Origin of the sequence: Streptomyces sp. NPDC058663 (assembly GCF_042716745.1) — a bacterium.
GTDB lineage: Bacteria > Actinomycetota > Actinomycetes > Streptomycetales > Streptomycetaceae > Streptomyces.
In genome coordinates, this window is sequence record NZ_JBHXRV010000044.1 from 51079 (window position 1) to 76609 (window position 25531).

At 72.8% G+C, this 25531-nt stretch carries 19 protein-coding genes; 9 read left to right on the forward strand and 10 right to left on the reverse strand.

What is annotated here, in order from left to right; genetic code table 11:
• Positions 1-109: 109 nt before the first annotated feature.
• Entirely contained in the window at positions 110-1021 is a 912-nt protein-coding gene (locus ACFWVV_RS28350) for a Gfo/Idh/MocA family protein (RefSeq protein ID WP_384344933.1), read from the reverse strand.
• A gap of 282 nt (positions 1022-1303) precedes the next feature.
• Between ACFWVV_RS28350 and glnII the strand changes: the two genes are divergently transcribed.
• The 7 genes from glnII to ACFWVV_RS28385 all read left to right on the forward strand — a co-directional run bounded on the left by glnII (position 1304) and on the right by ACFWVV_RS28385 (position 7824).
• Positions 1304-2323, forward strand: coding sequence for a glutamine synthetase (gene glnII, locus ACFWVV_RS28355; RefSeq protein WP_384344936.1), 1020 nt, complete (start codon positions 1304-1306; stop codon positions 2321-2323).
• A 158-nt stretch (positions 2324-2481) separates the two neighbouring features.
• Positions 2482-2604 (forward strand): hypothetical protein, encoded by a 123-nt coding sequence (locus ACFWVV_RS28360; RefSeq protein ID WP_384344939.1) that lies wholly within the window; start codon positions 2482-2484, stop codon positions 2602-2604.
• Between the two features lie 119 nt (positions 2605-2723).
• A complete protein-coding gene (locus ACFWVV_RS28365) occupies positions 2724-3347 on the forward strand; it encodes a winged helix-turn-helix domain-containing protein (RefSeq protein WP_384344942.1) in 624 nt (207 codons plus the stop codon).
• A 157-nt stretch (positions 3348-3504) separates the two neighbouring features.
• Positions 3505-4770: a sensor histidine kinase gene (locus tag ACFWVV_RS28370; protein WP_384344945.1), complete on the forward strand. Its 1266-nt coding sequence runs from the start codon at positions 3505-3507 to the stop codon at positions 4768-4770.
• On the forward strand, positions 4755-5399 hold the full coding sequence (locus ACFWVV_RS28375) for a LuxR C-terminal-related transcriptional regulator (RefSeq protein WP_384344948.1): 645 nt from the start codon (positions 4755-4757) through the stop codon (positions 5397-5399). The genes ACFWVV_RS28370 and ACFWVV_RS28375 overlap by 16 nt, the downstream gene beginning before the upstream one ends.
• Positions 5400-5485: 86 nt before the next feature.
• Positions 5486-6283, forward strand: a complete 798-nt coding sequence (locus ACFWVV_RS28380) for a trypsin-like serine peptidase (protein WP_384344949.1) — start codon at positions 5486-5488, stop codon at positions 6281-6283.
• A gap of 119 nt (positions 6284-6402) precedes the next feature.
• Entirely contained in the window at positions 6403-7824 is a 1422-nt protein-coding gene (locus tag ACFWVV_RS28385; RefSeq protein WP_384344952.1) for a DUF1996 domain-containing protein, read from the forward strand.
• Positions 7825-7892: 68 nt separating this feature from the next.
• Here ACFWVV_RS28385 and ACFWVV_RS28390 read toward each other — a convergent pair whose 3' ends face one another.
• Positions 7893-8336 carry a hypothetical protein gene (locus ACFWVV_RS28390; protein WP_384344954.1) on the reverse strand — a complete coding sequence of 148 codons (444 nt, stop codon included), beginning with the start codon at positions 8334-8336 and terminating at the stop codon, positions 7893-7895.
• A gap of 97 nt (positions 8337-8433) precedes the next feature.
• On the opposite strand from ACFWVV_RS28390, the gene ACFWVV_RS28395 reads away from it, so the two are divergent.
• Positions 8434-9012, forward strand: a complete 579-nt coding sequence (locus ACFWVV_RS28395) for a rhomboid-like protein (RefSeq protein WP_384344957.1) — start codon at positions 8434-8436, stop codon at positions 9010-9012.
• Positions 9013-9070: 58 nt separating this feature from the next.
• Here ACFWVV_RS28395 and ACFWVV_RS28400 read toward each other — a convergent pair whose 3' ends face one another.
• The gene (locus ACFWVV_RS28400; RefSeq protein WP_384344959.1) at positions 9071-9610 is read right to left on the reverse strand and encodes a GNAT family N-acetyltransferase; all 540 of its coding nucleotides are present in this window, start codon (positions 9608-9610) and stop codon (positions 9071-9073) included.
• 54 nt (positions 9611-9664) lie between these two features.
• Between ACFWVV_RS28400 and ACFWVV_RS28405 the strand changes: the two genes are divergently transcribed.
• Positions 9665-10408 carry a DUF4230 domain-containing protein gene (locus ACFWVV_RS28405; RefSeq protein WP_384344962.1) on the forward strand — a complete coding sequence of 248 codons (744 nt, stop codon included), beginning with the start codon at positions 9665-9667 and terminating at the stop codon, positions 10406-10408.
• Positions 10409-10477: 69 nt separating this feature from the next.
• Here ACFWVV_RS28405 and ACFWVV_RS28410 read toward each other — a convergent pair whose 3' ends face one another.
• The 7 genes from ACFWVV_RS28410 to ACFWVV_RS28440 all read right to left on the reverse strand — a co-directional run bounded on the left by ACFWVV_RS28410 (position 10478) and on the right by ACFWVV_RS28440 (position 25355).
• The gene (locus tag ACFWVV_RS28410; RefSeq protein ID WP_384344965.1) at positions 10478-11206 is read right to left on the reverse strand and encodes a TetR/AcrR family transcriptional regulator; all 729 of its coding nucleotides are present in this window, start codon (positions 11204-11206) and stop codon (positions 10478-10480) included.
• A gap of 83 nt (positions 11207-11289) precedes the next feature.
• On the reverse strand, positions 11290-12393 hold the full coding sequence (locus ACFWVV_RS28415) for a PDR/VanB family oxidoreductase (RefSeq protein ID WP_384344968.1): 1104 nt from the start codon (positions 12391-12393) through the stop codon (positions 11290-11292).
• A 3-nt stretch (positions 12394-12396) separates the two neighbouring features.
• Positions 12397-13311, reverse strand: coding sequence for a metal-dependent hydrolase (locus ACFWVV_RS28420; protein ID WP_384344970.1), 915 nt, complete (start codon positions 13309-13311; stop codon positions 12397-12399).
• A 130-nt stretch (positions 13312-13441) separates the two neighbouring features.
• The gene (locus tag ACFWVV_RS28425; RefSeq protein WP_384345118.1) at positions 13442-15340 is read right to left on the reverse strand and encodes a hypothetical protein; all 1899 of its coding nucleotides are present in this window, start codon (positions 15338-15340) and stop codon (positions 13442-13444) included.
• A 300-nt stretch (positions 15341-15640) separates the two neighbouring features.
• Positions 15641-17704 (reverse strand): ATP-binding protein, encoded by a 2064-nt coding sequence (locus ACFWVV_RS28430; protein WP_384344973.1) that lies wholly within the window; start codon positions 17702-17704, stop codon positions 15641-15643.
• Positions 17705-17893: 189 nt separating this feature from the next.
• Positions 17894-23239, reverse strand: a complete 5346-nt coding sequence (pulA, locus tag ACFWVV_RS28435; protein WP_384344975.1) for a pullulanase-type alpha-1,6-glucosidase — start codon at positions 23237-23239, stop codon at positions 17894-17896.
• Between the two features lie 415 nt (positions 23240-23654).
• A complete protein-coding gene (locus ACFWVV_RS28440) occupies positions 23655-25355 on the reverse strand; it encodes a carbohydrate-binding module family 20 domain-containing protein (RefSeq protein ID WP_384344978.1) in 1701 nt (566 codons plus the stop codon).
• Positions 25356-25531: the final 176 nt, after the last annotated feature.

Sequence of the window (25531 nt, forward strand, 5' to 3'; positions counted from 1 at the left end):
GTCGGGGGCGCCGCCGTGGTGGGGTGGCCCCCCCGGGGGGATCCGGGGCCGGTGGTCGGCGGGCGGGCGCCGGGGGCTCGGCCCCCCCCCGGGGCCGCGCTCCCGGCGGTCAGTCCTTCGCGGTCAGCTGTGCGTCCGCCTGTTCCAGGATCTCCGTCACGCGCAGGCCGAAGCGGGCGTCGCAGGGGTGCGGGGTCCCGGTGCGGGCCGCTTCCAGGAGGGCGTCGACGGCGGCGGCGAAGGACTCCGTGCCCGGACCCCAGGGGGTGGGGAGTGCCGAGACGCCCTCGGAGCCGCGGAGCTCGACGCCCACGCCGGAGGCCTGGGGCGGGGCGCTCAGGCTGAGGGTGGCCGTGCTGGACGCGCCGGAGGCGTGGCGCAGGGCGAGGTGGGCCATGTCGCCGCGTCCGCCGGTGGCGGTCAGGTGCGTGACGTCGCCGAGCACCGGGAGGAGCACGGACAGGGCGTGCGGGCCCACGTCCCACAGGGCGCCCTTCTCGCCGCGCCACGGGGACGCCGCGTACACGCTGTCCGCTCCGGGCGAGAACAGCGCGCCGAGCCAGTACGCGTGGGCGGTGAACCAGCCTTCCACAGTGGCCTGTTCGGCGATCCAGGAGGACGTGCCGGACGCGAAGCGCAGCGTGAAGAAGACGACGGAGGCGACACCCGCGGCCTCGGCGGCCTGTGCGACCGCTCGCGCGCCGTCGGCGGTGGTGGCGACCGGCTTGTCCAGCAGCAGGTGGCAGCCGGCCTGCGCGGCACGGACGGCCAGCGGGGCCTGGATGTCCGGCGGGAGGGCGACGGCCACCGCGTCGCAGGCGGCGAACAGGGCGTCGACGTCGTCGTATGCGGTGGTGGAGTGGGCCTCGGCGATGGCGGCGGCGGCTTCGGGGCGGCGCCCCCACACGCCGACGAAGTCGACGCCGGGGTGGGCGGCGAGGGCCGGGGCGTGGGTGCGGTCGGCCCAGGGGCCGGTGCCGAGGAGACCGATACGGAGCGGGGCGGGGTACGCAGAAGTCATGCGGGCCAGTCTGCCCCGGAGGCGGCCTGCACACCCCACCGCGGGGGCGGTCGTGGGGCCGGTGCCCTCCGGGGGGCACGCGGCCGGCGGCCGTGCGACGCACGTCACGTTCCCGCGTGCACCGGTAACACGGGGTTCACATATGGGCAACGGTCGGGAAATCCCCGGTTGCCAGGCTGCCGACCATCACCGCAGCAGCACGGGGCGCCCTGCTCCACGCCACCGCCGCACCGGTGGCGCCCGCACCCCGCAGCCGCGTAGAACCCGTAAAGGATGGCGTCCGTGACGTTCAAGGCCGAGTACATCTGGATCGACGGCACAGAGCCGACCGCCAAGCTCCGCTCGAAGACGAAGATCCTCGGTGACGGGGCCTCGCTGCCGGTCTGGGGCTTCGACGGCTCCAGCACCAACCAGGCCGAGGGGCACGCCTCCGACCTCGTACTGAACCCGGTGTTCTCCTGCCCGGACCCGATCCGCGGCGGCAACGACATCCTCGTCATGTGCGAGGTGCTGAACATCGACATGACGCCGCACTCCTCCAACACCCGTGCCGAACTGCGCCCGTTGGCCGAGCAGTTCGCCGGGCAGGAGCCGATCTTCGGCATCGAGCAGGAGTACACCTTCTTCGAGGGCGAGCGTCCGCTCGGCTTCCCGGTCGGCGGCTTCCCGGCCGCTCAGGGCGGCTACTACTGCGGAGTCGGCGCGGACGAGATCTTCGGCCGCGAGATCGTCGAGAAGCACCTGGACCACTGCCTGGCGGCGGGCCTCGGGATCTCCGGCATCAACGCGGAGGTCATGCCGGGGCAGTGGGAGTTCCAGGTGGGCCCGCTGGCGCCGCTGGAGGTCTCCGACCAGCTGTGGATCGCCCGCTGGCTGCTCTACCGCACCGCCGAGGACTTCGGTGTCTCCGCGACGCTCGACCCCAAGCCCGTCAAGGGTGACTGGAACGGCGCCGGCGCGCACACCAACTTCTCCACGAAGGCGATGCGCGAGGGGTACGACGCGATCATCACGGCCTGCGAGTCGCTCGGCGAGGGCTCCAAGCCGATGGACCACGTGAAGAACTACGGTGCGGGCATCGACGACCGCCTCACCGGTCTGCACGAGACCGCCCCGTGGAACGAGTACAGCTACGGCGTCTCCGACCGCGGCGCCTCGGTGCGCATTCCGTGGCAGGTCGGCCAGGAGAAGAAGGGCTACATCGAGGACCGCCGTCCGAACGCGAACGTCGACCCCTACGTGGTGACCCGGCTGATCGTGGAGACGTGCTGCACCGCACTGGAGAAGGCCGGGCAGGTCTGAGCCGGGTTCCGCCCGGCACAAGCACGAGTACGAGTACGAGGTAACAAGGCACGAGGCAGGAGAGGGAGGGTGGTCCCGGGGTGGCGGGCACCCTCCCTTTTCCGTCTTTCGTGCCGGGCGCTCTCCTGCGGTCAGCATGCTCATGCTTCAATGGGCACATGACGGGCTTCCAGAACTCCACCGCTACGGGTCGTTTCGACCTGGAGCCGTTCTGGCCCTCCCGTCAGCATCACGACTTCGACCGGGTCTGTTGTCGCGCGACGAACGCGCTGGCCCCCTAAAGCCGTTGCCCGGCACTCAGCCCGGTACGGCCTTCGGTCCGCGCGCATCCGCAGGGAAGCAGTACGCCGCCGCGTGACTCTCCGCGGCGGTCTCCTCCGCGCGAAAGAGCCGACCCGCCATGACGAGCACCCGTCCCCGCACCTTCCCAGCCGCTTCCACCTCGACTGCCGCCCAGCGACGGGCGGTTCACGAACCTCTGCGCCCGCCGGCACCGCACCGGCTGCGGGCCGTCGAGCGCGACGAGGCACCCGCACCGGCCGCTCTCCTGCGTCCCGCGTACGACGTGGCCGACTACCTGCCGCCGGGCGCCACCTGGCTGCCCGCCCCGCAGCACACCATGCCCACCCTGCCGGGCCGCCCTCCGATGGTCGGCTACCTGGTGCTCGTACCGGCGCAGCAGCAGCCGGTGGCGGAACCCGTACTGGTGCCGCACGAGGCGCCCGAGCCCGAGCCGACGCCCGAGGGCGCCGTACGGATCGACTCCGCGCGGCGGATCGCCGAGGTGGACGGGCGGGAGCTGGACCTGACGTACCTGGAGTTCGAGCTGCTGGCCCATCTGGTCGCCCGCCCGCACCAGGTGCACACCCGCGACCAGTTGGTGACCACGGTCTGGGGCTACGGGCACGTCGGGGACGGCCGTACCGTCGACGTGCACATCGCCAGGCTGCGCCGCAAGCTGGGCACCGAGCACCGGCGGAGCATCCAGACGGTGCGCCGGGTGGGGTACAAGTACGCCCCCTGACCGGCGTACGGGGCCCTCGCGCGGGCGGTGGTGCCAGGTACACCTCCGCTTCGGGTGCCGGGCCCCATGACCCGGCCCCGCTCCCCGGGGGAGACTGTGCGTGCGGTCAGGCTCAGGAGCCTCGGCACACGGCCGCGGACGAGAGGGACCCACCACCATGAATGCCACCCGGATACGCGCCGCGCTGCTGGCGGGGGCGCGCGGGCTCGGCCTGGCGCTCGCCTCGATCGTCGTCAGCTGCGCACTGTTCTCGCTCACCCTGATCTCGCTGACCCTCATCGCGATCGGCGTGGGCGTCTTCACCACCCCCGTGGTGCTGGGCTGGGTACGCGCCTGGGCCGACCGCCGCAGGGCGCTGGCCGGGTCCTGGTCCGACGTGCGGATCGCCGTCCCCTACCGGCCGTTGCCGGCGGACCTGCGTCCCGGTGTCACCGGGCAGGTGGAGCGGACCTCGGTGATGCTGAAGGACCCGGCGACCTGGCGGGACCTGCAGTGGCTGTTCGTGGACCTGACGGCCGGTGCTCTCACCGCGCTGGTCCCCGGTCTGACGCTCTGGTACTGGCTCTACGGGCTCGTGATCGCGGCAGGTCTGTGGCGGGCGTTCGCCCACACCGGCGGGGAGTGGTTCCTCTTCGTCCAGGTGTACGACGAGACCACCGGGCTGCTCGCCCTCGCACTTGGCCTCGTCATCCTCGCCCTCGGCCTGCGCTACAACACCCTCCTCCTCCGGACCCACTTCCGCCTCGCCAAGTGCTTCCTCGCCCCGACGAAGGAGGCCGCGCTCGCCCGGCGCGTCGAGAAGCTGACCGAGACCCGGCACGACGCCCTCGACACCTCCGCCGCCGAGCTGCGCCGCATCGAACGCGACCTGCACGACGGGGCGCAGGCCCGGCTGGTCGCCATGGGCATGAACCTGGGCACCATCGAGGCGCTGATCGAGAAGGACCCGGCGCAGGCGAAGAAGCTGGTCGGGATGGCCCGCGCCTCGTCCGCCGAGGCGCTGACCGAGCTGCGCGACCTGGTGCGCGGCATCCACCCGCCGGTGCTGGCCGAGCGCGGCCTGGGCGACGCGGTGCGGGCGCTGGCACTGCGGCTGCCCGTGGAGAGCGAGGTCACCGTGGACCTGCCGGGGCGGACCGAGGCACCGGTGGAGTCGGCGGCGTACTTCGCGGTGAGCGAGGTGCTCACCAACGCGGTCAAGCACTCGGGCGCGGACCGCATCTGGATCGACCTGCACCAGGCGGCCGGCATGATCCGCGTCTCGGTCACCGACAACGGCCGGGGCGGGGCGCGAATCGGCGCGGGCTCCGGGCTGAGCGGAGTCGAACGCCGACTCGGTACATTCGACGGTGTTCTGGCCGTCAGCAGTCCCGCGGGCGGTCCCACCATGGTGACCATGGAGATTCCTTGCGCGTCCTGCTAGCCGAAGACCTCTTCCTGCTCCGCGACGGCCTGGTCAGAATGCTCGAAGCGTTCGACTTCGAGGTCCTGGCCGCCGTCGAGAGCGGGCCCGAACTGACCAAGGCCTTCGCGGAGTTGGAGCCGGACGTCGCCGTCGTCGACGTCCGGCTTCCGCCGTCCCACACCGACGAGGGCCTGCAGTGCGCCCTGGCCGCCCGCCGCGCGAGACCCGGCCTCCCCGTCCTCGTGCTGTCGCAGCACGTCGAGCAGTTGTACGCGCGCGAACTGCTCGCGGACGGGAACGGGGGCATCGGGTACCTGCTCAAGGACCGGGTGTTCGACGCGGAGCAGTTCGTCGACGCCGTGCGGCGGGTCGCGGGCGGCGGTACCGCGATGGATCCGCAGGTGATCTCGCAGCTGCTGTCGCGCCGTGCGCAGGACAAGCCGATAGGCCAGCTCACGCCGCGCGAGAAGGAAGTGATGGAGCTGATGGCGCAGGGCCGGTCCAACGCGGCGATCGCCGCCCAGCTGTTCGTCACCGAACGGGCGGTGGCCAAGCACACCTCGAACATCTTCGGCAAGCTGGGCCTGCCGGTGTCGGACGACGACAACCGGCGGGTGCTGGCGGTGCTGGCCTATCTGGACCGCTGAGGACGACAATCCGCCGGGGCTTGCATAGCCTGTGTCCGTCGCGGCGAGTGTGGCCGGAACCAGTGTGTGGAGAGAGGGACCCCGACGTGCGAGAGCGGTGGATGCGGGCCTCGTCGGCCATGGCCGGAGCGACGGCGCTGCTGGTGCTGGGCACCGGGTGCGGCGGTCCGGTGGCCTCGGCGCCCCGGCTGGACGCCGGGGCGTCGCCGACGCCGCAGAAGTCGGCCGCCGTACTGGACTACCCGCCGTTCATCGGGGTGCTGACCGAGGGCGACGACCACTGGTGCACGGCGAGCGTGGTGGACAGCCCCAAGGGGAACATCGTCGCCACCGCGGCGCACTGCGTGGCCGAGGAGGAGGGGCAGCCGAAGCGGAGCATCTCGTTCGCACCGGGCTTTTCCGGCCAGGGCAAGGGCAAGAAGCCGTACGGGGCGTGGCGGGTGCGGTCGGTGCAGGTCGACGACCGCTGGCAGGAGCAGGAGAACGACCCGTACGACTTCGCCTTCCTGACGCTGGAGCCCGACAGCGAGGGCCGCGATGTGCAGGACGTGGTGGGGGCCGCCGGGCTCGACTGGGAGTCGGGGCCCGACCGGCAGGTGACGGTCGTCGGCTACCCCGAGCCGGACCACAACCCGGACAACCGCCCGGTGACCTGCACCACCGACAGCCGGCAGGACGGGGAGCTGCCCGGGATGCTGCAGATGCGGTGTGCGGGGTTTTGGAACGGGACCAGTGGCAGCCCCTGGCTCACCGACTACCGCGGCCCCGACAGGCCCGGGCGGATCATCGGGGTGCTGAGCGGCGGCGACACCGACTCCGAGTCGACGGCCGCGCTCTTCGGCTCGCCGGCCCGGGCGCTTTATCAGCGGGCGCTCAAGACCTGAGCGGCCGTCCGAAGAGTTGGTGCTTTCCCACGAAATCGTGGGGGCTGCGGGGAAACGGTTGAACGTGCCGTGCTCGCCGTACGTATGGGACTTCGCCCGAAAGAAAGCGAAGGACCCTCATGGGACACAAGCGTTCGAAATTGGCGAACAGGGCGATCGTCGCCACCGCCGCACTGATTCTCGGCGGCGGCGGAATGGTCGCGCTGAATGTGCACGCCTCCGCCTCCGGGGAATCGGCGGCACTGCCGCCGGGGCCCCGCATGTCGACCCTCGACTGTCCCGAGGCGGCCGATTCCCTCCCGGACGTTCCGCAGGGGGCCCGCCAGGAGGTCAGCAGGGAATTGGCGGCCATGGACAGCCAGATCACCGAGGCCTACCGCAAGTTCGCCCAATCCGGCCGGGGCGCGGAACAGGACGCCGTGCTCGGGCCGCTGAAGGACCAGCGCTCCGCCTCTCTGGGCCGGATCGCCGACGCGGTGGAACGGCAGCCGCAGGCCTCCCGGCCGCAGAACCTCGACGGCATCGCGGCGTGCACCGTGCGGGCGGACGACAGCACCGCCAGCGGCGCCGGGGAGACCACGGGCCAGGGCGGGGACGAGGACGCCGGCCAGGGACAGGGCGAGGGCACCGGTGAGGGCGACGGCGACCGGGCCGGCAACGGCCCCGAGCGCGCCGACTTCGTCGACATCCGCTCCGTGCGCCCCCGGCCCGCACAGGTCCGCCCGCGCCGCACCGCCTCGCGCGGCACCTTCACCACCGCCTGCGGCCGAAACGAAAACGGCAAATTCAATCCGGACAATGTCATCGTGGCACCCGGTGTGAGCAATGGTGCGCACCATATGCACGACTACGTCGGCAATCAGGCGACCGACGCCTTTTCCAGCGACGACGTACTCGCCGCGGGCAGGACCACCTGCCGCAACCCGGGCGACAGGTCGACGTACTACTGGCCGGTGCTCCGTCTCCAGAACGGAAAGGACGAGGCGGATTCCGGCGCGGACGGCGGCGGAAAGGACGGGAACACCGGAGAAATCCAGACACCGTCCCAGGTCACCCTCGAATTCACCGGAAATCCGACCGGTCGGGTGGTCGCCATGCCGCGCTTCCTGCGGATCATCACCGGCGACGCGAAGGCCTTCACCAACGGCACCGCGAACGCCAACGCCTCGTGGAGCTGCACCGGTTTCGAGAACCGGCAGCTGAAGGACAAGTACCCGATCTGTCCGCGCGGCAGCCAGGTGGTCCGGACGTTCAGGTTCCAGAGCTGCTGGGACGGCTCGAACACGGACAGCGCCAACCACCGCACCCATGTGGCCTTCACCCGCGCCGACGGTTCCTGCGACACCGGGTTCCGGCCCATCCCGCAGCTGGTGCAGCGGGTGGTGTACGCGGTGCCGCCGGGGCCCGGGTTCGCGGTCGACTCCTTCCCGGAGCAGCTGCACAAGCCGGTGACCGACCACGGCGACTTCATCAACGTCTTCGACGAGCAGCTGATGCGGCGGATGGTGAACTGCATCAACGGCGCCCAGCGCTGCCGCTAGCCGGCTGGGCGGCCGGCCGGTGCGGGCTCCCGCCCGCCCAGCGTTGCCCTTCCCCACTACCTGCGCGGTCAGTTCGCGTGGTGACCCGTGTGATCCGGCCCTGCCGTGGGCCCCTCCCCACTCCCCGAGTGGCCCGCGGCGCGCCGCACGGTCCCGCCGAGCCGGCCGCGCAGCTCCGTGAGCACCGCTTCCTCGCCCGCCGCGATCCAGCCGCGGCCGATCAGATAGCTGCCGCCGTAGTCGTTCGCCGCGTCGAACCACTCCTGCCGGCCGCGGTCGGTGGCGAACGTGGTCAGAACGTAGTCACCTTCCCCGGAACGGCAGTTGGCCTGGCGGAGCTCCGCTGCGTCCGTACCGATATCGGGGACACAGCCCGCCCGCGCGGCCAGCTCCTCCAGGGTGCCGGTGGCCTCGGAGGGCGGGGACGGCTGCCCTCCGCACCCGGCCAGGGTCAGGGCCAGCAGGAGCAGGGCCGTCGCTGCTTTCGGCGCCGCTGCTGTTCGCTGTCGCATCCGCCCATCGTGCCGGGCCGGTCCCGGGGCGCGCACCGGAACGCGGGTAACGGCAGCTTCTGACACATCCATTACCTCGATGCGCGATCATGCACCCATGCGCTTCCCCGACCTTCCCGTGCTCGCCCCCGCCTACGTCGGCGGCGTCCAGCTCGGCGCCCATGCCGCCCGCCGTCACCTGCCGGGTGAGGAGCGGGAGGAATTCCTGCGCGCCTGTTCCACCAATGTGGAGCAGCTCGGGGCGGGGCGCTGGGGGACCTTGCTGACCAGCGCGCTGGTGGTGGAGGAGCCGATGCCGCTGCCGTACGCGCTGCTGCTGCTGGCGGTACTGGGGTACGCCGAGTACGCGTACGGGGCGTGGTGGGCGGCCGGGGTCTTCCTGGTCGGCCATGCGGGGGCGACGCTGCTGGTGTACGGGGGGCTGCGGGCCACGGGCGTGGACGCGTCGACCCGGCGCGCGGTGGACGTGGGGACGAGCTACGGCTTCAACACGGTCCTGGGCGCGCTCACCGCGGCGCTCCCCCGGGGCCCCGTGCGCTTCGCCGGGCGGGCCACCCTGCTGGCCCTGGCGGCCAGGCCGCTCCTCAACAAGGCCCGTCCGACCTTCACCGACGTGGGACACTTCGCCGCCCTCGCGCTGGGAGTCGGCCTGGGCACCACCCTGGCCCGCCGCTGACCCGCACCTCCCGGACCAGCGCTGCCGCGGCCCGGGAGCGCCCGGGAGCCGCTGTCCCTCAGGCGGGCACATCTCCCGGCAAGGCCTTCTCCAGCAGCGTCACCGCGTAGGAGGGGGCTCCCCCGGGAGCCTCCTTCGCCGTGTTCTCGCCGGCGAAGCGGTAGCCCGCCGCCTCGTAGTAGGTCCGCAGGCGCGGGTTGTGCGCGACGCAGTCCAGGCGGGCCAGCGGGCGGCCGGTCCCTGCGATGCGTTCCTCGGCCGCCGCGAGCAGTGCGCGCCCGGTTCCCGCCGGGGCGTGCGCGCGGTCGGTCATCAGCCGGTGGACGTAGCCTGCGACCGGCGGCTGCGGGCCCCAGGCCCCCTCGTCCTCCCACCAGAGTTCGTACGCGCCCACCACGGCCCCCTCGTACTCCGCCAGCCACACCTCCCCCTCGCGCATCCGGTGCCGGAAGTGGGCGGCGTCCTTCTGGCCCGGCTTCCACTGGTCGATTCCCCGGCCCGTCATCCACCGTGCCGCCGCGTCGTGGAGGCGTACGAGTTCCATGAGGTCCGAGGGGTCCGCGAGGCGGAAGGTGAGGTGCGCGGTGGTGTCGATCATGCGCAGTACGGTAACCGCCGCGTGAGCGGGGCCTGCTGGGGGAACCCGCCCGGTATGGACCGCACCGATGCGCGCAAGGACCAGGAGCAGGATCTCCCGGCGCAGGACCTCGACGCGCCCCGCACCGCCGGGGCCCGCCCCGCGCCGGTGGCCGGGCCGCCCCGCCGCAGGGTCTCCCTGTGGATCAAAATTCCCGGCGTGCTGCTGGCGCTGGTCGCCGTGCTCCTGATCGGCACCCGGCTGGTGCTGATCCCGGGGCTCGGTGACCTCTTCGGCAGCGAGACCAAGGACCGCAGCGGCCCGGCCGTCCTCAAGTCCCTCCAGGACATGAGCCGTTACGAGGCGGCGTCCGGCAACTTCCAGGTGGTGGTGGACCTGGAGAAGGACGCCAAGTTCCTCCCGGACGCGCTCCGCGGCACCCGTACGCTCTACGTCGGCGCGGGCACGGTCGGCGCGAGCGTCGCCCTGGGCGGGCTCGGCAAGGGCGATGTCACGGTGAATGAGGACCGCACCGCCGCCACCCTCCGGCTGCCGCGCGCCACTCTGGGCAAGCCCGCGCTGGACCCGGAGCGCTCCTACGCGGTGTCCAAGCAGCGCGGGCTGCTCGACCGGCTCGGCGACTTCTTCTCCGACAACCCGAACGACGAACGGGCCGTCCAGCAGCTGGCCGCCCGGCACATCGGGGAGGCCGCGAAGGAGAGCGGGCTGACCGCCCGCGCGGAGAAGAACACCACGAGCATGCTCCAGGGGCTGCTGCGCTCGCTCGGCTTCAAGGACGTGACCGTCACCTACAAGTGATCGGGCCCGGCGCGCCACTCACGCCACCGGGCCCGGCGGAACGGTCAAGTGCCCCGCCCCGCAGCCCTGTTACTCGAACGCTCCGCGCGGGCCCGGTACCACCGGAAGCATCGGCGCCAGCACCACGAGCCGCTCGAGAAGTTCCCCGAACGGCCCCTGGGGCGGTTCGTCGGCCAGTATCCGCAGGACGATGCCCGCCATCTCCGCGTCGTAGGCGGCACTGACCGCCATCAGCGCGGCGAAGTCGTGGACGAGCTGCATCTCCAGTTCGGCGCGCGGGATTTCGCGCCCGTCGAGCCAGATCAGGGCGGTCGACTCGGCGAGCGACACCCAGGACCGGACCACGAGGGCGAGCCTGGCGGGCGGCTCGCCGACCCCGAGGTGGTCGAGGATCTGCTCGTACGCGGCCTGCCGCACCTCGTCGATCATGGCGTTGGTGGTGGAGGAGCCGACGGCGGGGCCGCCGCGCATCAACGCGGAGAAACCGGGCCCGTGTTCGTCGACGAAGCCGAAGAAGCGGCCCATCACGCGCAGCAGCCGGGCGCCGAGCGGCCCCTCGTGCGGTTCGCTGAAGCGGGCGGCGAGCTCGTCGGCGGCGCGCCGCAGTGCCGCCTCGTACAGGCTCTGCTTGCCGGGGAAGTAGTGGTAGACGAGGGGGCGCGAAATGCCCGCGGCGGCGGCTATCTCGTCGATCGAGACCTCATCGGGAGAGCGATGGCTGAACAACTCCAGCGCCACGCCGATCAGTTGCTGCCTGCGCTCTTCGACGCCCATCCTGCGGCGCACCCCGGTCGTCATCGCACCAGCGTAACCGCCCCGCCTGCGAAGAGGACCCCCAGGACCCGGTCCGGATCTTCCCCGGGTCCCTCCCCCGGCTCTGCCTAGAGATCGAGGACCAGGCGCTCTCCGGAGGCCCGTGAGACGCAGATCAGCAGCGAGTCGCCGCGCTCGGAGTCGGTCAGCAGCTCGTCGCGGTGGTCGATCCCGCCCTCGATCACCCGCTGCTGGCAGGTGCCGCAGAAGCCCTGCTCACAGGAGTACGAGACGTCCCGCACCAGCGGCTTGACCGCGGCCAGGATCGACGATCCTGCGGGCACGGTGACCGTCGTCCCGGTCCGGCGCAGCTCCACCTCGAACGCCCCGGAGCCTCCGGCGCCCGCGCCCGGCGCGAACCTCTCGACGTGCAACGAGCAGTGCTCCGGCAGCGATCCCTCCACCGCCCCCAGGAGCCCTTCGGGGCCGCAGCAGTACACGGCCGCTCCCTCGGGCGCGTCCGCGAGGAACCCGGCCAGGTGGGGCAGCCCGTCCTCGTCCTCGGCCGCCACGGTCACCCGCTCGGGGCCGCCCAGCTTCTCGATCTCCGTCAGGAACGGCATCGTGGCCCGGCTGCGGCCTCCGTACAGCAGCCGCCAGTCGGCCCCCGCGGCCTCGGCGGCCCGCAGCATGGGCAGGACGGGGGTGATGCCGATGCCGCCGGCCACGAAGACGTAGGCGGGCGACCCCAGGAGCGGGAAGCGGTTGCGCGGCCCCCGCACCTCGATCTCCGAGCCCTCGTGGAGCCGCTCGTGGACCTCGGCCGAGCCGCCCCGCCCGTCCGCGAGTATCCGGGTGGCGACGGTGTACGAGGCGCGGTCGGCGGGGTCGCCGCACAGCGAGTACTGGCGGACCAGCCCCGAGGGCAGGACGAGATCGAGGTGTGCGCCGGGCTGCCAGGCGGGCAGGTCGCCCGCGTCCATGGCTTCGAGGTGCAGGCGGACCACCCCGTCGGCGGGTTCGTCGCGGCCGCTGACCAGCATGCGGATCCCGGCCGGCCGGATGGCGCCGCGGTGCCGGGCACCCGATACGGGCTCCTCCAGGGCGGGCATCGGCCACAGGGGCGAGCGGCTGATCCGCCGGCGCAGGGCGCGCCGGGCGGCCAGGGCGAGGCCGGTGGCCGTCGCCGCGAGGGCGAGGTTGCGGACGCGGGGGGAAGTGGCGCGGGACATGGTTCAGGAACCTCCCGGGATGCGGGCCTCGGCCGCGCGCGCGGCGGGGGCCTGGGCGAGGTAGGCCAGCGCCTGGGCGGTGCTGCCCTCCTGCGAGGGGTGGTAGTCGCGGCTCAGGTAGCGGGGTATTGACCGCAGCATCGCGCCCGGCGCCGGGAGCACGCCCTGCCTGCCGTTGCGTACGAGGTCCGAGAACCGGGCCCGCCCCCTGCCGCCGAGCGTGGGGTCGTTGGCCATGAAGAAACGGGAGCCGCGCTGCCACAGGAAGACCAGGGCCGTGAACGCGGTCGCCCAGGTGCGGACCCTGCGCCGGTATCCGCCGTCGACGTGCTGGAACAGCTCGAAGGCCACGGAACGGTGCTCGACCTCCTCGGCTCCGTGCCAGCGCAGCAGGTCGAGCATGGTCGGATCGGCGCCCCTGCGGTCGAGTTCGCGGGCGTTGAGCACCCAGTCGCCGAGGAAGGCGGTGTAGTGCTCGATGGCCGCGATGAGCGCGATCCGCTCCAGGAGCCACCATTGGCGGGCCCTGCCGGGCGGCAGTGTGCGGTCGCCGAGCAGTTTCTCGAAGAGCCAGTCGACCTGCGCGGTGTAGGGGGTGGGGTCCAGGCCCTGCGCCTTGAGGTGGGGCAGTACGCCGTCGTGGGCCTGCGCGTGCATGGCTTCCTGGCCGATGAAGCCGAGGACGTCCCCGCGGAGCTTCTCGTCCTTGATCAGCGGGAGTGCCTGCCGGTAGACGTGCACGAACCAGCGTTCTCCCGCGGGCAGCAGGAGGTGCAGGACGTTGATGGTGTGGGTGGCGAAGGGGTTGCCGGGGAGCCAGTGGAGTGGGGTGTCCCGCCAGTCGAAGGACACCGGGCGGGCCGTGAGCGGCGTCCACTGCGACGCGACGGGGGCCGGGCCCTGCTGCGTATTAGACATGGCGTCAATGTACTGAGGAGTACGACCGGGGAACAGGCCCTTGCACGAGGAGATGTGCGACGCATGTGCGACGCATGTGCGACGCCTCGCTCGTGCAGGGGCCGGGCAACTCCTTGCTGCCACAAGGCCGTCAGTGCAGGGACTCCACCGCGGTGCCGTCCTTGAGCCTGCCGGTGAGCGTGGCCCGGGACGCCTCACCGGCCGGTACGGAGAGCAGGCTGCCGTCCTCCTCGGCCGTGACTCCGCCGCCGACCGACACCGAACCGAACGCGTCGTCGCCCGCGGCGAGCAGATAGGGCGTGCCCTCCTTGGACTTCCACAGCACTCCGGCGAGCACGTGCGGGTCCTTGCGGCCGCAGGCGGCCGAGTCCTCGGCCCTCGCGGCGATCGCACCGGGTGCGCCCTGCCGGGTGTCCGGCGGCTGGAACTGGGCGAAGACCCGGTTGCCGGTCCCCCGCCAGGTCTCCGCCCGGGTGCACAGCCACTGCGCGGTGCCGTTGTCCTCCGGCAGGCTCTGGGCGGCGTACGGCCAGGAGTTGACGCTGCGGACGCCCTGCGAGCGGACCGTGGGGAGCAGGCACGCGGTGCGCGCCCAGCCCGCCCTGTCCGCCGCGCTCCTGAGGTCGGCGCTCGCGCCGGGGGGTCCCGCGGTCAGCCGGGCGGGGAGGAGTTCGGCGAGGTCGGTGAGGGTGCGGGTGCCGGAGCTGTCCCGTACCTCCAGGGCGTCCCAGCTGCGGCAGTCGCGGGCCATGGAGGACGCGGCGACCGGTCCGCTCACGCCGTCGGCGTCGCGGGCGAGGGTGCGCGGGGCGGCCGCCGGGTCGAGCAGGTCGCGCACCGCGGTCCGGCCGGCCCAGGGCGCGGTCAGATAGCGGACGTGGGTCGCCGTGCGGGAGACCACGACCGCGTTCGCCGAGGCTTCGTCCGCGCCGTCGGCGCGGGCGAAGTCCAGGACCGTGCCGTCGCCGCCTTTGACGGGTTCGGCGTACCTGACCAGGCGCAGTCCGTCGTACAGCACCGCGATCCTCGCCCCGTCGAGCTCGCCGGCGTACAGGAGCTGGGGCGGGCCCATGGCGGGTCCTGTGGCGGTGCCCGGGGTGGCGGAGACGCCGGTGGTGGCGGTGGGGGCGGCCCAGACGGCGAGGGCGCGGCGCAGCAGGTCGTTGTTGTCGGCGAGGGAGCCGCGGACCGGCCAGGCGGAGAAGTCGGTGCGGTCGGAGGTCTTCCAGGCGGCAGCCGGGGCGATGGTCAGCCTGGCGGGGTCGAGGGCCTGTTCGGCGGCCCGGTTCTGCGCGTACAGCGGTTCTCCGGCCCCGTCGCCGCCCGCGCCGAGGACCACGGCGCCCACCACGAGGGCGGCGAGCGCGGCGGCGCCGGCCCGGGCCCAGTGGCGGCGGCGCATCAGGTCCGTGGGGCGGGCCTGCAGCGAGCACGGGTCGAACTCGGCGGACTCCAGCAGCCCGGAGGGCTCCACCGTGCCGGCCTCCGCCAGCGCCGCACCGGTGTCGGCGACCCCGGCGGCGGTGAGCACCCGCCGCACCTCCGCGTCCTGCAACCGCTCCAGTCCGCGCAGTACGTAGGCGGCGCGGCCGGCCCCGGACAGGGCGGCGAGCCGCTGGTCGAGGGCGAGTTCGTCGGCGCCGCCCGACGCGGGGAACAGCCGGATGCCCCACACCTGGGGCAGGAGGGGCGGCAGCTGGGCCCGCCGGGGCCAGGCCCTGCGGCGCAGCGGCGGCTCGGCGAGGAGGGCCTGACGCAGTACCTGCTGCCGTACGAAGGCGTGGCCGCGGTCCCGTCCCGCGAAGTCGCCGGGGCGCGGCTCGCCGCCGGGGCGGCGCGACGGGGGGACGGCGGCGACGGCCTGCGGGGTGCGCCCGGTCCGGCCGCGCGGCAGCGCACGCTGCACCAGGGAGTGGGCGGTCAGGACGCGGCGGTTGCGGCCCAGGTGCGGGGGCAGGACGAGGTAGGCGAGCCGGACCAGGCGCGGGTAGTGCTCGACGAGCGCGGCCTCGGCCTGCCCTACGCCGATGGCGACGGTGGCGGGGTCGGCGCTGGCGGCGGGATCCGTGCCGGTACCGGGGTCAGCGCTGGCCGCGGGGCCTGTGCCGGGGTCCGTGCCAGTGCCGTCGGCGGGGTGGTCCGCGTGACCGGAGGCGGGGTCTCCGGCCGTGGCGGCGTTGTGGGCGGGCTTGCGGGGGCGGCTGATGACATCCTGTGGGCGGCGCACGTTACGCAGAACGAGCGATTCCTCCGATGGTCACCGGTCTCTCCGTGCCGGGCTCCCTGCACCGCCGGCCCTGTCGCACCGCTCGCGCACCACGGCCGCGGTTCACGGGTGGGTGCCCAGCAGGGCGTGCGCCAGGGTGGCTTCCTGGTCGGCGGCGCCCTCGGCGAAGGCGAGTTCGTAGGCCTGGTCGCCTATCACGGCCCGGGCCCGGCGTTCGCACTCCTCCCGCACGGGGCCCAGTTCCGGGGTGCCGCGCTGCGGATGGCCGACCTGGGCCCAGTAGGACTGTCCGGTCCCGTACACCATGGCGGCCTGCTGGCCGTCGCCCCGGGCCGCGAGGGCGGCGGCCAGCAGGTCGAGGCCGAGGGCGATGCCGTAGGTGTCGCCGAGCCGGTACTTGGCGTCGATCATGGCGCGGGCGTGGGCGGCGGACGCGTCGGCCCTGCCCTGGAGGAGGGCAATGAGGGCGAGTTGGTAGTCGGCGTAGGCGCGGGTCCAGGTCTCGCCGTGCTCGGTGCAGATGCGGCGCAGTCCGGTGGCGGCCGCCGACGCCTCCCCGTACCGTCCCAGCGCGGTCAGGGCGAAGACCCGCACCAGGCGGCAGCGGAGCTGGGACGCGGAGGAGAAGGGCTCTCCGGGGCGGGCGGCCAGGCAGCGTTCGGCGACCGTCAGCGCGGCCCGCGGGCGGCCCATCATCAGATACGTGACGCCCAGGAGGTAGGCCGCGGAGAGCATGTCCTCGGGGTCCTTGGCCTGCCAGGCGGCGAGCGCGCACTGTTCGCCGAGGCGGCGGGCGTTTTCGTGGTCGCCCTGGAGCGTGGCGGTGAAGCCGAGCGCCCACAGGGCGCGGGAGCGGTGGGGGTCGGGAACACCCGGGCCCGGCGTGCCGTGCTCCTCCAGAGCGCGGCCCAGGTAGCTGCGGGCCTCGCGGAGGTGGCCGCAGCAGGCCCAGAAGAAGCCGACGCGGCCCGCCATGGCGAGGGCCTGCCCGGGGGCCGCCGCCAGGAGGTGGTCGAGGGCTGCGCACAGGTCGGCGTGGGCGGCGCCGAGCCGCCGGTACCAGCGTGTCTGGTCCGCGCCGAGCCAGCCCTCGTCGGCCTCGCGGGCCAGTTCGGCGTAGTGAGCGGCGTGCCGGGCCGCGGTGGTCTCCCGCTCCCCCAGCTCGCCGAGCCACATGGCCCCGTACTCGCGCAGGGTGTCCAGCATCCGACAGCTGCCGTCGGGTGCCCGGCGCACCACCGATTTGCGGATCAGCCCGTGCAGGGCGGTCGTCACCGCGTCCGCGTCGAGCGGCCCTCCCGCCCCGACGTCCCGGGCGTCCGACTCCGCGAATTCCCCGCGGAACACCGAGAGCCGGGCCCACAGCAGCCGCTCCAGCGGGGTGCACAGTTCGTGGCTCCAGCCGATGGCGGTGCGCAGCGCCCGGTGCCGCTGCGGCCAGATGCCGTCCTGCGCGAGGACGTCGAGCCGGGAGGCGCTGCGGGAGGTCAGCCGGTGGGCGACGTCCTCCACGGTCCGCTCCTCGCCGAGCTGGGCGCAGGCCAGTTCCACGGCGAGGGGGATGCCTTCGAGGTGGGCGCAGATGGCCGCGACGGCGTCGGCGTCCGGCGGTACGTCCAGGGGGGCGCCGGGTACGACCTGGCGGGCCCGGTCGCGGAAGAGGGCCGCGGCCCCGTCCTGTGCCCCGTCCAGGGGCAGCGGGGGTACGTCGAGGACCACCTCGCCGCGCGCCCCGAGGGGCTGTCTGCTGGTGGCCAGCACCGTCAGTCCCGGCACGGTCGTCAGGAGCTCGCCGACGAGGTGGGCGCACGGGGCGGCGAGGCGTTCGCACGAGTCGAGTACGAGGAGCATCCGCTTGCCCTGCAGCGATTCGCAGAGGGCCTCGGCCGGCATGCGCAGGGTGTGGTCGGCGAAGTCGACGGCGTCGGAGACGGTCGCCACGAGCAGCTGGTCGTCGTACAGGGGGGCGAGGTCGGCCCACCACACCCCGTCCGGGCACCGGCCGGCCGCCTGTCGTGCGGCCCGCAGCGCGAGCCGGCTCTTGCCGACGCCCGCGGGCCCGGTGAGGGTGACGAGGCGGTGCGCGGTGAGGGCATGCTCGATCCGAGCGAGGTCGGTGCGGCGTCCGACGAAGCTGGTGGTCTCCTGGGGAAGGTTGCCCAACACGTGGCCATTCTGGCCTACATGGCGGTGGTGGGGGTGGTCAGCTGCGCGGGGCCGTTGACCCGCCCGCCCCTTCCCGGCCGTGGCACAGCCGCACAGTGGAACGGCCGCACAGTGGAACAGCCCCCGCGCCCCTGAATACTCAGGGGCGCGGGGACTGCGCAGCAACCACACGCAACCGCCGGGGGGCTCCTAACCCGCGCGGAACACGGACACCGTGCGGCCCGGGACGGTGAAGGTGCCGGTGGCCGCGTCGTAGCGGGCCTGCCGGGCGACCGGGTCCGATCCCCCCGCCTGCACCGGATGCAGCGCGTACCCCGTACCCGCCGCCGCGGCCACCGTCTGCCCCTGACTCTGCGGCGTCGCGTTGAAGACCACCATCAGCTTCCCCACCCGCATGGTGAGCACGCCCGGCGTCTCCTGCTTCCCCGACAGCGGGAAGGACACCTTCGACTGGACCTCCCCGGCCGTCGCCAGGCCGAAGTCCGGCTCCGAGGTCCGGATCCGCAGCAGGTCCCGGTACGCCGCAGAGGCGCCTTCGGTCTGCGCGCAGCCGGGCTTCAGCGCCGGGTCGGCGAGCAGCGGCTTTCCGTAGGCCCACTTGGACTTGTTGTCGGCGGCCGGCGGCAGCCCGCGGCCGAAGCCGTTGCCGTCCCGGCAGTCCCAGTGGATCGCGTTGAACCAGTCGCCACTGTCGTAGGAGTTGCGGTCCAGCGACTTGGAGCGCAGCAGGTCCGTACCCGCCTGGGAGAGCGCGGGGCCCTGCGACAGGGTGGCCGTCGCCATGGACAGGACCTGCATCCTGGCCCGGTCGGCGGCCGGCACGGTGGCGGGCAGCTTGAAGGCCAGCGCGTCGTACAGCGACTCGTTGTCGTGCGCGTCCGCGTAGGCCAGTGCGTCACCGGGGGCGGCGGCGTATCCGGCGGGGGCGCCGTTGTAGTCGACCTCGGACCCCTTGACCGTACGGCCGGAGCTGTCGGTGAAGGAGTACCCGGCGAGGTTGCCGGTGAGCCCGACCTTGATCAGGTCCTGGTAGTGCAGCAGGCGCGCCCGCTGCTCGGCCGGAGTGCCGTTCGCCTTGGCGGAGTTGGGTTCGGTGAACAGTCCGCTGCCGAAGCCCTGCACGCCCGGGTCCTCGTCGAAGGGGCCGCCGCCGCGGACCGCGTCGCGGGCCCGGTCGGAGAAGGTCGCGATGCCGGTCCCGGCCATGTTCTTCTGGGTGGCCTGCTCGAAGCGGGCGTCGTCGGCGATCTCACCGAAGTTCCAGCCCTCTCCGTACAGCACGATCGCCTTGCCGTCGACGCCGTCCTTCGCCGGGGTCAGCGCGTCCAGCGCCTTCCGTACGGCCAGGATGTTGGCCTTGGGGTGGTGGCCCATCAGGTCGAACCGGAAGCCGTCGACCTTGTACTGCCGGGCCCAGGTGACGACGGAGTCCACGACCAGCTTGCCCATCATGGCGTGCTCGGGCGCGGTGTTGGCGCAGCAGGTGGAGGTGGCCACCGTGCCGTCCGCGGTGAGCCGCTGGTAGTAGCCGGGCACGATCCGGTCGAGCACGGACTTCTCGCTCTGTCCGGCGGCGACGGTGTGGTTGTAGACCACGTCCATCACGGTCCGCAGGCCCGCGCCGTTGATCCCCTGCACCATCTGCCGGAACTCAACAGTCCGCTTCGTGCCCTCCGGGTCGCTCGCGTACGACCCTTCGGGCACGGTGTAGTGCAGCGGGTCGTAGCCCCAGTTGTACGCGTCCTTGCCCGCGGCCTTCGCCACGCAGGCCTGCTGTTCCTCCGAGTCGGGCGCGTAGGAGGCCAGGTCACAGGCGGGGCGCTGCTGTGCGGACTTCTTCTCGGGGATCGTCCCGATGTCGAAGACGGGCAGCAGATGGACGTAGGAGGTGCCGGCTTCGGCCAGTGCGCGCAGGTGCTGGGAGCCCTTGGAGCCGCGGTCGGTGAAGGCCAGGTACTGGCCGGGGTGCTTCGCAGTGCGGTCGGCGACCGAGAAGTCCCGTACGTGCAGCTCCTGGATCTGTGCGTTCCGCAGGGGTGTCGCGGCGGGCTTCTTCAGCGCGCCCCAGCCGCCGGGGGCCAGCTTCGGGTCGCTGAGGTCGACGGCCAGGCTCCGCGCGGAGTCGGTCGTCAGCGCGGTCGAGTACGGGTCGGTGACCCGGTTCGTGACGACCTCGCCCACGCTCGGTGCCCACACCTTGACCACGTAGCGGTACGGCTGTCCCGCCCATCCGCGCTCTCCGGTGAGCGACCAGACTCCGCTGCGGTCGTCCCGCCGCATGGGCAGGGTCCGCCCGCCGAGTTCCAGCGAGACCTGCTGGGCGGTGGGGGCCCACAGCGACAGGGTCGGCCGGCCGTCCCGGAAGACCGGGCCGAGTGCGGCGCGGGTGGCGGCCGCGGAGTAGGTCGCGTCGAGCACCCCGGGCAGCTGCACGCCGGTGGCCGCCAGCAGGGCGCCGTTCGCCGCGCGCTGGGTGGCGACGACCTGCCCGCGCAGGGCCGCGTCGATCCTGTCCCGGTCGCGGGCGTCGACGGTGAAGGCCGGGTAGTCCTTCAGGTGCGGGAACCTGGCCTTCTGCGCGTCGCTCAGCGTCCCCGGGTTCAGCCGCAGCCAGCGGCCCTCGTCCGACAGCGCGCCGTCGACGACCTTGATCCCGCCGTCCTTCGCGTACACGAGCTGCTGACTCGTCGCCTCCGTCGCCCTGACCTTCCAGACGACGGTGTCCCGGTCGATCCACTGCGCCTCGGCCTTGGCGAGGTCGAGGGTGCCCGCTCCCTGGGCCTGCGGCAGGACGTACTTGGGCTGTCCGGCCAGCGCCCACACCTCGTGGCCGTAGGTGGCCAGGTCGAGGGACTGGTCGGTGGGGAGGTCCTTCTCGTCGCCCTTGTGCAGGATGTACGAGAGCGAGGTGGCGCCGGCGGCGAGCGGAACCTCGTAGGTCACGCCGTACGCGTCCTTCTTCACCGGCGGCAGCGGCTTCGCCCAGTCGGTCGGGTCCTTGGCGCCGGACCAGACGTGCAGTCCCCAGCCGTCGTAGTTGCCGTCGGGGCGCTGGTAGTGCAGGACCGCCTTGGTCTTGTCCTGCGGCGGGTACGCCCCGTCCGGGGCCTTGGTGAGCTGGCCGTCCTTGCCCTGTTCGACCCAGACCTCTCCGGTCGCGGCGAGGTCGATGCTGCGGGCGGGGCCTTCGGCCGTGCCGTTCTTCTCCACGGTGTACGGGAAGGCGGTGGCGCCCTCGGCGAGCTTCACCCAGGCGAAGGCGCCGTACGCGTCCCGCCCGCTGAAGACGGCGTTCCCGGCCGGGGACTTGAGCTGCCACCCGTCGTAGTCGCCGTCGGCGCGCCTGTAGTGGACGACGGCGTACGTACGCTCCCCGGCGCGCGGCTTGTCGGGCGGCGGGGCCTGGCCCGCCGTCGTCGCGGCGAGGGCGGATGCGGTGCGTCCCGCGCGGTCCACCACCACGGCTTTGTACCGCAGCGGCGTTCCGGCGGGCGTGTTCGCCTCCACGTGCTGGGTGACCTTGTAGGGGGCGTGGTCGGCGGAGCCGAGCGTGCGCCAGGGCCCGTTGCCGACCTGAGCGGCGAAGACGACCCTGTTGAGCTGCCCGCTGGCCGGGGCGGCCTCGATCTCGACGGTGCCGGTGGCTCCGGCGGCCGGAGCCTTCAGGGTGAGGGCCGGTCCTGCGGACGGGGCCGCGAGCGGTTTCTCCGCCTGGAGGACGAGGGTGGCCAGTGCGGGGACGGTGACCTTCACCTTCCGGTCGGCACCGCTGCGCACCGCGCCCGAAGTGCCGTACAGGGCACGGAAGTTCATGTCCGCCGAGGCGGTCGGGATCTCCACGGTCCTCGGCTCGGCGGCATTGTTGGCAGCCACCACGTACTCGGTCCTGCGCCGGGCGTCGGTACGGGAGAACGCGTAGACGGAGTCCTCGGCGTACCGCTCCTCCTGTACGCCGTCGCGCAGGGCGGGGTGCGCCTTCGTCAGCCGGGAGAGCTCGGCGATCGAGCGGTAGAGGGGGTGCGTGGTGTCGTAGGCGTCGCTCGCATGGGTGCGGTCGGTGCCGAGCTGGTCGTCGTCGAGGTGGTCGGCGGTCTTCGAGGCGAAGAGGGGCTGGCGGGCGTCCTTGTCGCCGCCCGCACCGGTGAAGCCCTGCTCGTCGCCGGAGTAGACGACCGGGTTGCCCCGGCCGAAGAACATCAGTTCGTTGGCCAGGCGGGCACGCCGGAGGAGTTCCGCGTCGTCCGCCTTCGGGTTGTCCTGCTTGAGGAAGGTGCCGATGCGGCCCATGTCGTGGTTGCCGGTGAAGGTCACCTGCTCGTACGCGTTGGCCTTGTCGGTGGTGTAGCGGTAGTCGGCGCCGTACGCTCCTGCGAGCTTGTCGGCGGCCGCGCCCCGGGAGGCGTACCCGCGCAGGGCGTCCTGGAGGGGGAAGTCGAGGGTGGCGTCCAGCCGGCCCCGGGTGACGTACGGGGCGGTGACGGCCGGGTCCGCGTCGTAGATCTCGCCGAACATGAAGAAGTCCTCGCGGCCGCGCTTCTTCGCGTAGGCGTCGAGCGCGGTGGCCCACTGGGTCCAGAAGTCCAGGTCGACGTGTTTGACGGTGTCGATGCGGAAGCCGTCGATGTCGAAGTCGCGGACCCACTTCTCGTAGATCTTCTCCATGCCCTTCACGACCTCGGGACGCTCGGTCCACAGATCGTCGAGCCCGGAGAAGTCGCCGTACTCGGCGCTCTCCCCCGCGAAGGTCGAATCGCCGCGATTGTGGTACATCGTCGGGTCGTTGAGCCAGGAGGGGGTCTTGCGCTCCCCCGGCCGCTGCGCCGGGGTGTACGGGAAGGAGTCGCCGTCGATCTTCGCCCGGGCGACGGAGGTCCGGTCGTCGAAGGGGCGGCCGGAGCTGTCGAGGTACGGATGGGCGCCCTTGGGGCGGTAGCCGTACTTCTTCTCGGCGTAGTCGACGGTGTCGGCCGTGTGGTTGGTGATGACGTCGAAGAAGACCTTCACGCCCTTGGCGTGGGCCTTGTCGATCAGCTCCGCCAGGTCGGCGTTGGTCCCGAAGTGCGGGTCGACCTGGGTGAAGTCGGTGATCCAGTAGCCGTGGTACCCGGCGGAGGCGTCCTTGCCGGCGCCCTGGACGGGCTTGTTCTTGAAGATCGGCGCCATCCAGAGGGCGGTGGTGCCGAGCCCCTTGATGTAGTCGAGCTTCTGGGTGAGCCCCTTGAGGTCGCCGCCCTGGTAGAAGCCCTTGTCGGTGGGGTCGAAGCCGTGGTCGAGGCGTGAACCGGTGAGGCCGCCGCGGTCGTTGGACGTGTCCCCGTTCGCGAACCGGTCCGGCAGGACGAAGTAGAACTGGTCGCGGGTGAGGTCGTGGCGCGCGGGCTCGGCGGCCAGCTTGGCGTCGGACGGCGGGGCGGGCGGCCGGGGCGCCCGGGGTGCGGCGAGGGCGGGGGCAGCGGGCGCGAGCGTGGCACACAGGGCCACGGTCACGGCGCCGGCGGCCGCTCTCCGCAGTCTCCGCAGTCTTCGCAGGGGCATGGGTATCACGGGGGCGGGGTCTCCTCGGAACGGCGCGCGTCGGCCGGTTCGGCCGCTGAATGTTCTTGCTGCAAGGGAGCAGAAAGTTCTTGCACGGGACGCTATGAGGGCCGGCAGTGGGGGTCAACCCCTTGGACCACACGAGTACTTGGGAGCCGTGAAAGCGGGGGTTCGGGGGCAAAGGGGCAGGTGAGCAGCTCGGAAGAGCGGGGCGGAGGGGGCGTACGGGGCTGCTGCACCTGCCCGTCGCGGACCGCCCCGTCGCGGCGTGCCCCGTCGCGGCGTGCCCCGTCGCGGACCGCCCCGTCGCGGACCGCCCGGGTGCGGCCCGCCCGGGTGCGGCCCGCCCGGTCATGGCGTGCCCCGTCGCGGCGTCCCCCGTCGCCGCCGCCCGGCCCCCTGCCCCCGCCCCCGCTTAGTCCCGCCAGGTGTCGGACAGCGTGACCGCGCCGCTCGCCGGGACGGTCGCCGTGCGGTTCGCGCCGCTCTCCCAGGTGACGTTCCCCGCCCCGTCCCTGCGCACGTACTTGTACGCGAAGGAGGTGCCCGCGGGGAGGCGCACGTCCAGCTTCCAGACCGGGTACGCGGCCGGGTCCAGCGCGGGTGCGGCGGCCGGGTTCCAGTTGCCTAGGGCGGGCAGGTCGCCGGTGACGTGGATGCTCTGCCCGTACTGGGTGGTGGCGCGCACCCCGAAGGACGCACCGCTCTGTGCCCCCGGCGCCTTGCAGGTCCGCGCCCCGGTGTGCAGCGCGAGCGCCGTGCCGGGGGCCACGGTCGCCGTGAAGCGGCCCGAGCCGTCCACGGTGACCGGGCGTCCGCTCTGCACGTCGCAGTAGTCACCCGCCGCCAGGGCGCTCTGGAAGGTGCGGGTGAGCGGGGAGCCCTCGTGGTTCAGGACGACGTACGCGCGCTCGCCGCGGCCGAAGGCGATCTGGCTGCCCCCGTTGTCCCACCAGCCGGTCACCGGCTGCCCCTTGGCGGTGTTCCGCAGGCCCACCATCGAGGAGATCTCGCGCCAGGAGTGCTGGCACTTCCAGCCGTCCGCGCCGCAGGCGTTCACCTGGCCGCCGCCGGGCGGTCCGGCGTCCTTGTCGGTCCACTCGTAGCCGGAGTGGACGTCCGGGGCGCCGTAGGGCCAGGCCAGCATGAAGACGTTGGCGAGCGTGTAGGCGCTGCCCGCCTTGTAGTTGAGGGTGTCGCCGACGCGTTCGGTGTCGTGGTTGTCGACGAAGACGGCGGACTTCCCGGACTCCATGAAGCCCCAGCCCGCACCGAAGTTCTTCAGGTCGGTGAGCCTGCCGCCACCGGTGAACACCTGCTTGAGTCCGCGCGCGTAGCGGAATTCCTGCACGTCGCCGGTGCCGAGGTACTCGCCCGGCGAGACGGCCTCGCCCTCCCCGTGGATGGCCTCGTGCTTCCAGTACACGCCCGGATTGCTCAGCTTGCCCTTGATGGCGGCGAGATCGGCGGCGGGCATGTGCTTGGCCGCGTCGATGCGGAAGCCGTCCACGCCGAGCGAGAGCAGGTCGCCCAGGAACCCGGCGATCCTCGTCCGGACGTACTCCTCGCCGGTGTCGAGGTCGGCGAGCCCGACGAGTTCGCAGTTCTGGACGTTGCCGCGGTTGCGGTAGTCGGTGATCTCGGCGCGGCAGTCGTCCAGGTCCGCACCCGAGTAGAGGCCGGGGTAGTCGTACTTGCGGTACGCGGTGCCGCCCGTGCCCGTGCCGTCACCGGCGGCCAGATGATTGATGACGGAGTCCACGACGACCTTCACGCCCGCCGCGTGGCAGGTGTCGACCATGTTCTTGAAGGCGGCGCGGTCGCCGAGACGCCCGGCGATCCTGTAGCTGACCGGCTGGTACGAGGTCCACCACTGGCCGCCCTGGATGTGTTCCTGGGGCGGCGAGACCTGTACGGAGCCGTAGCCGGCGGGGCCGAGGCTGTCGGTGCAGGCGCGGGCGACGGACGCGAACTTCCATTCGAAAAGCACCGCGGTGACGTCCCGGTCACCGGCCGGTGCGGCCTGGGCGGTGGCGGCGGGCGCGACGAGCACCGCGGCCGGCGCGAGCAGGGCGGCGGATGCCGCGGATATGGCAGACAGCAGTCTGCGGGCCATGGGGATTCCTCCTGCGTGGGCGGCCTGGGTAGGGCCGGTGAGGGGGGGGAGGCGTGCGGCTCTGAAGACACCGGTCGGGGGGGGTGGGGGGGGCGCCCCCCCCCCCCGGCAAATTATTTTAGAAAAAAAAACAACCACACAATCAGCGAGGAGGAAGGGGCCGCCCCCCCCCCGGG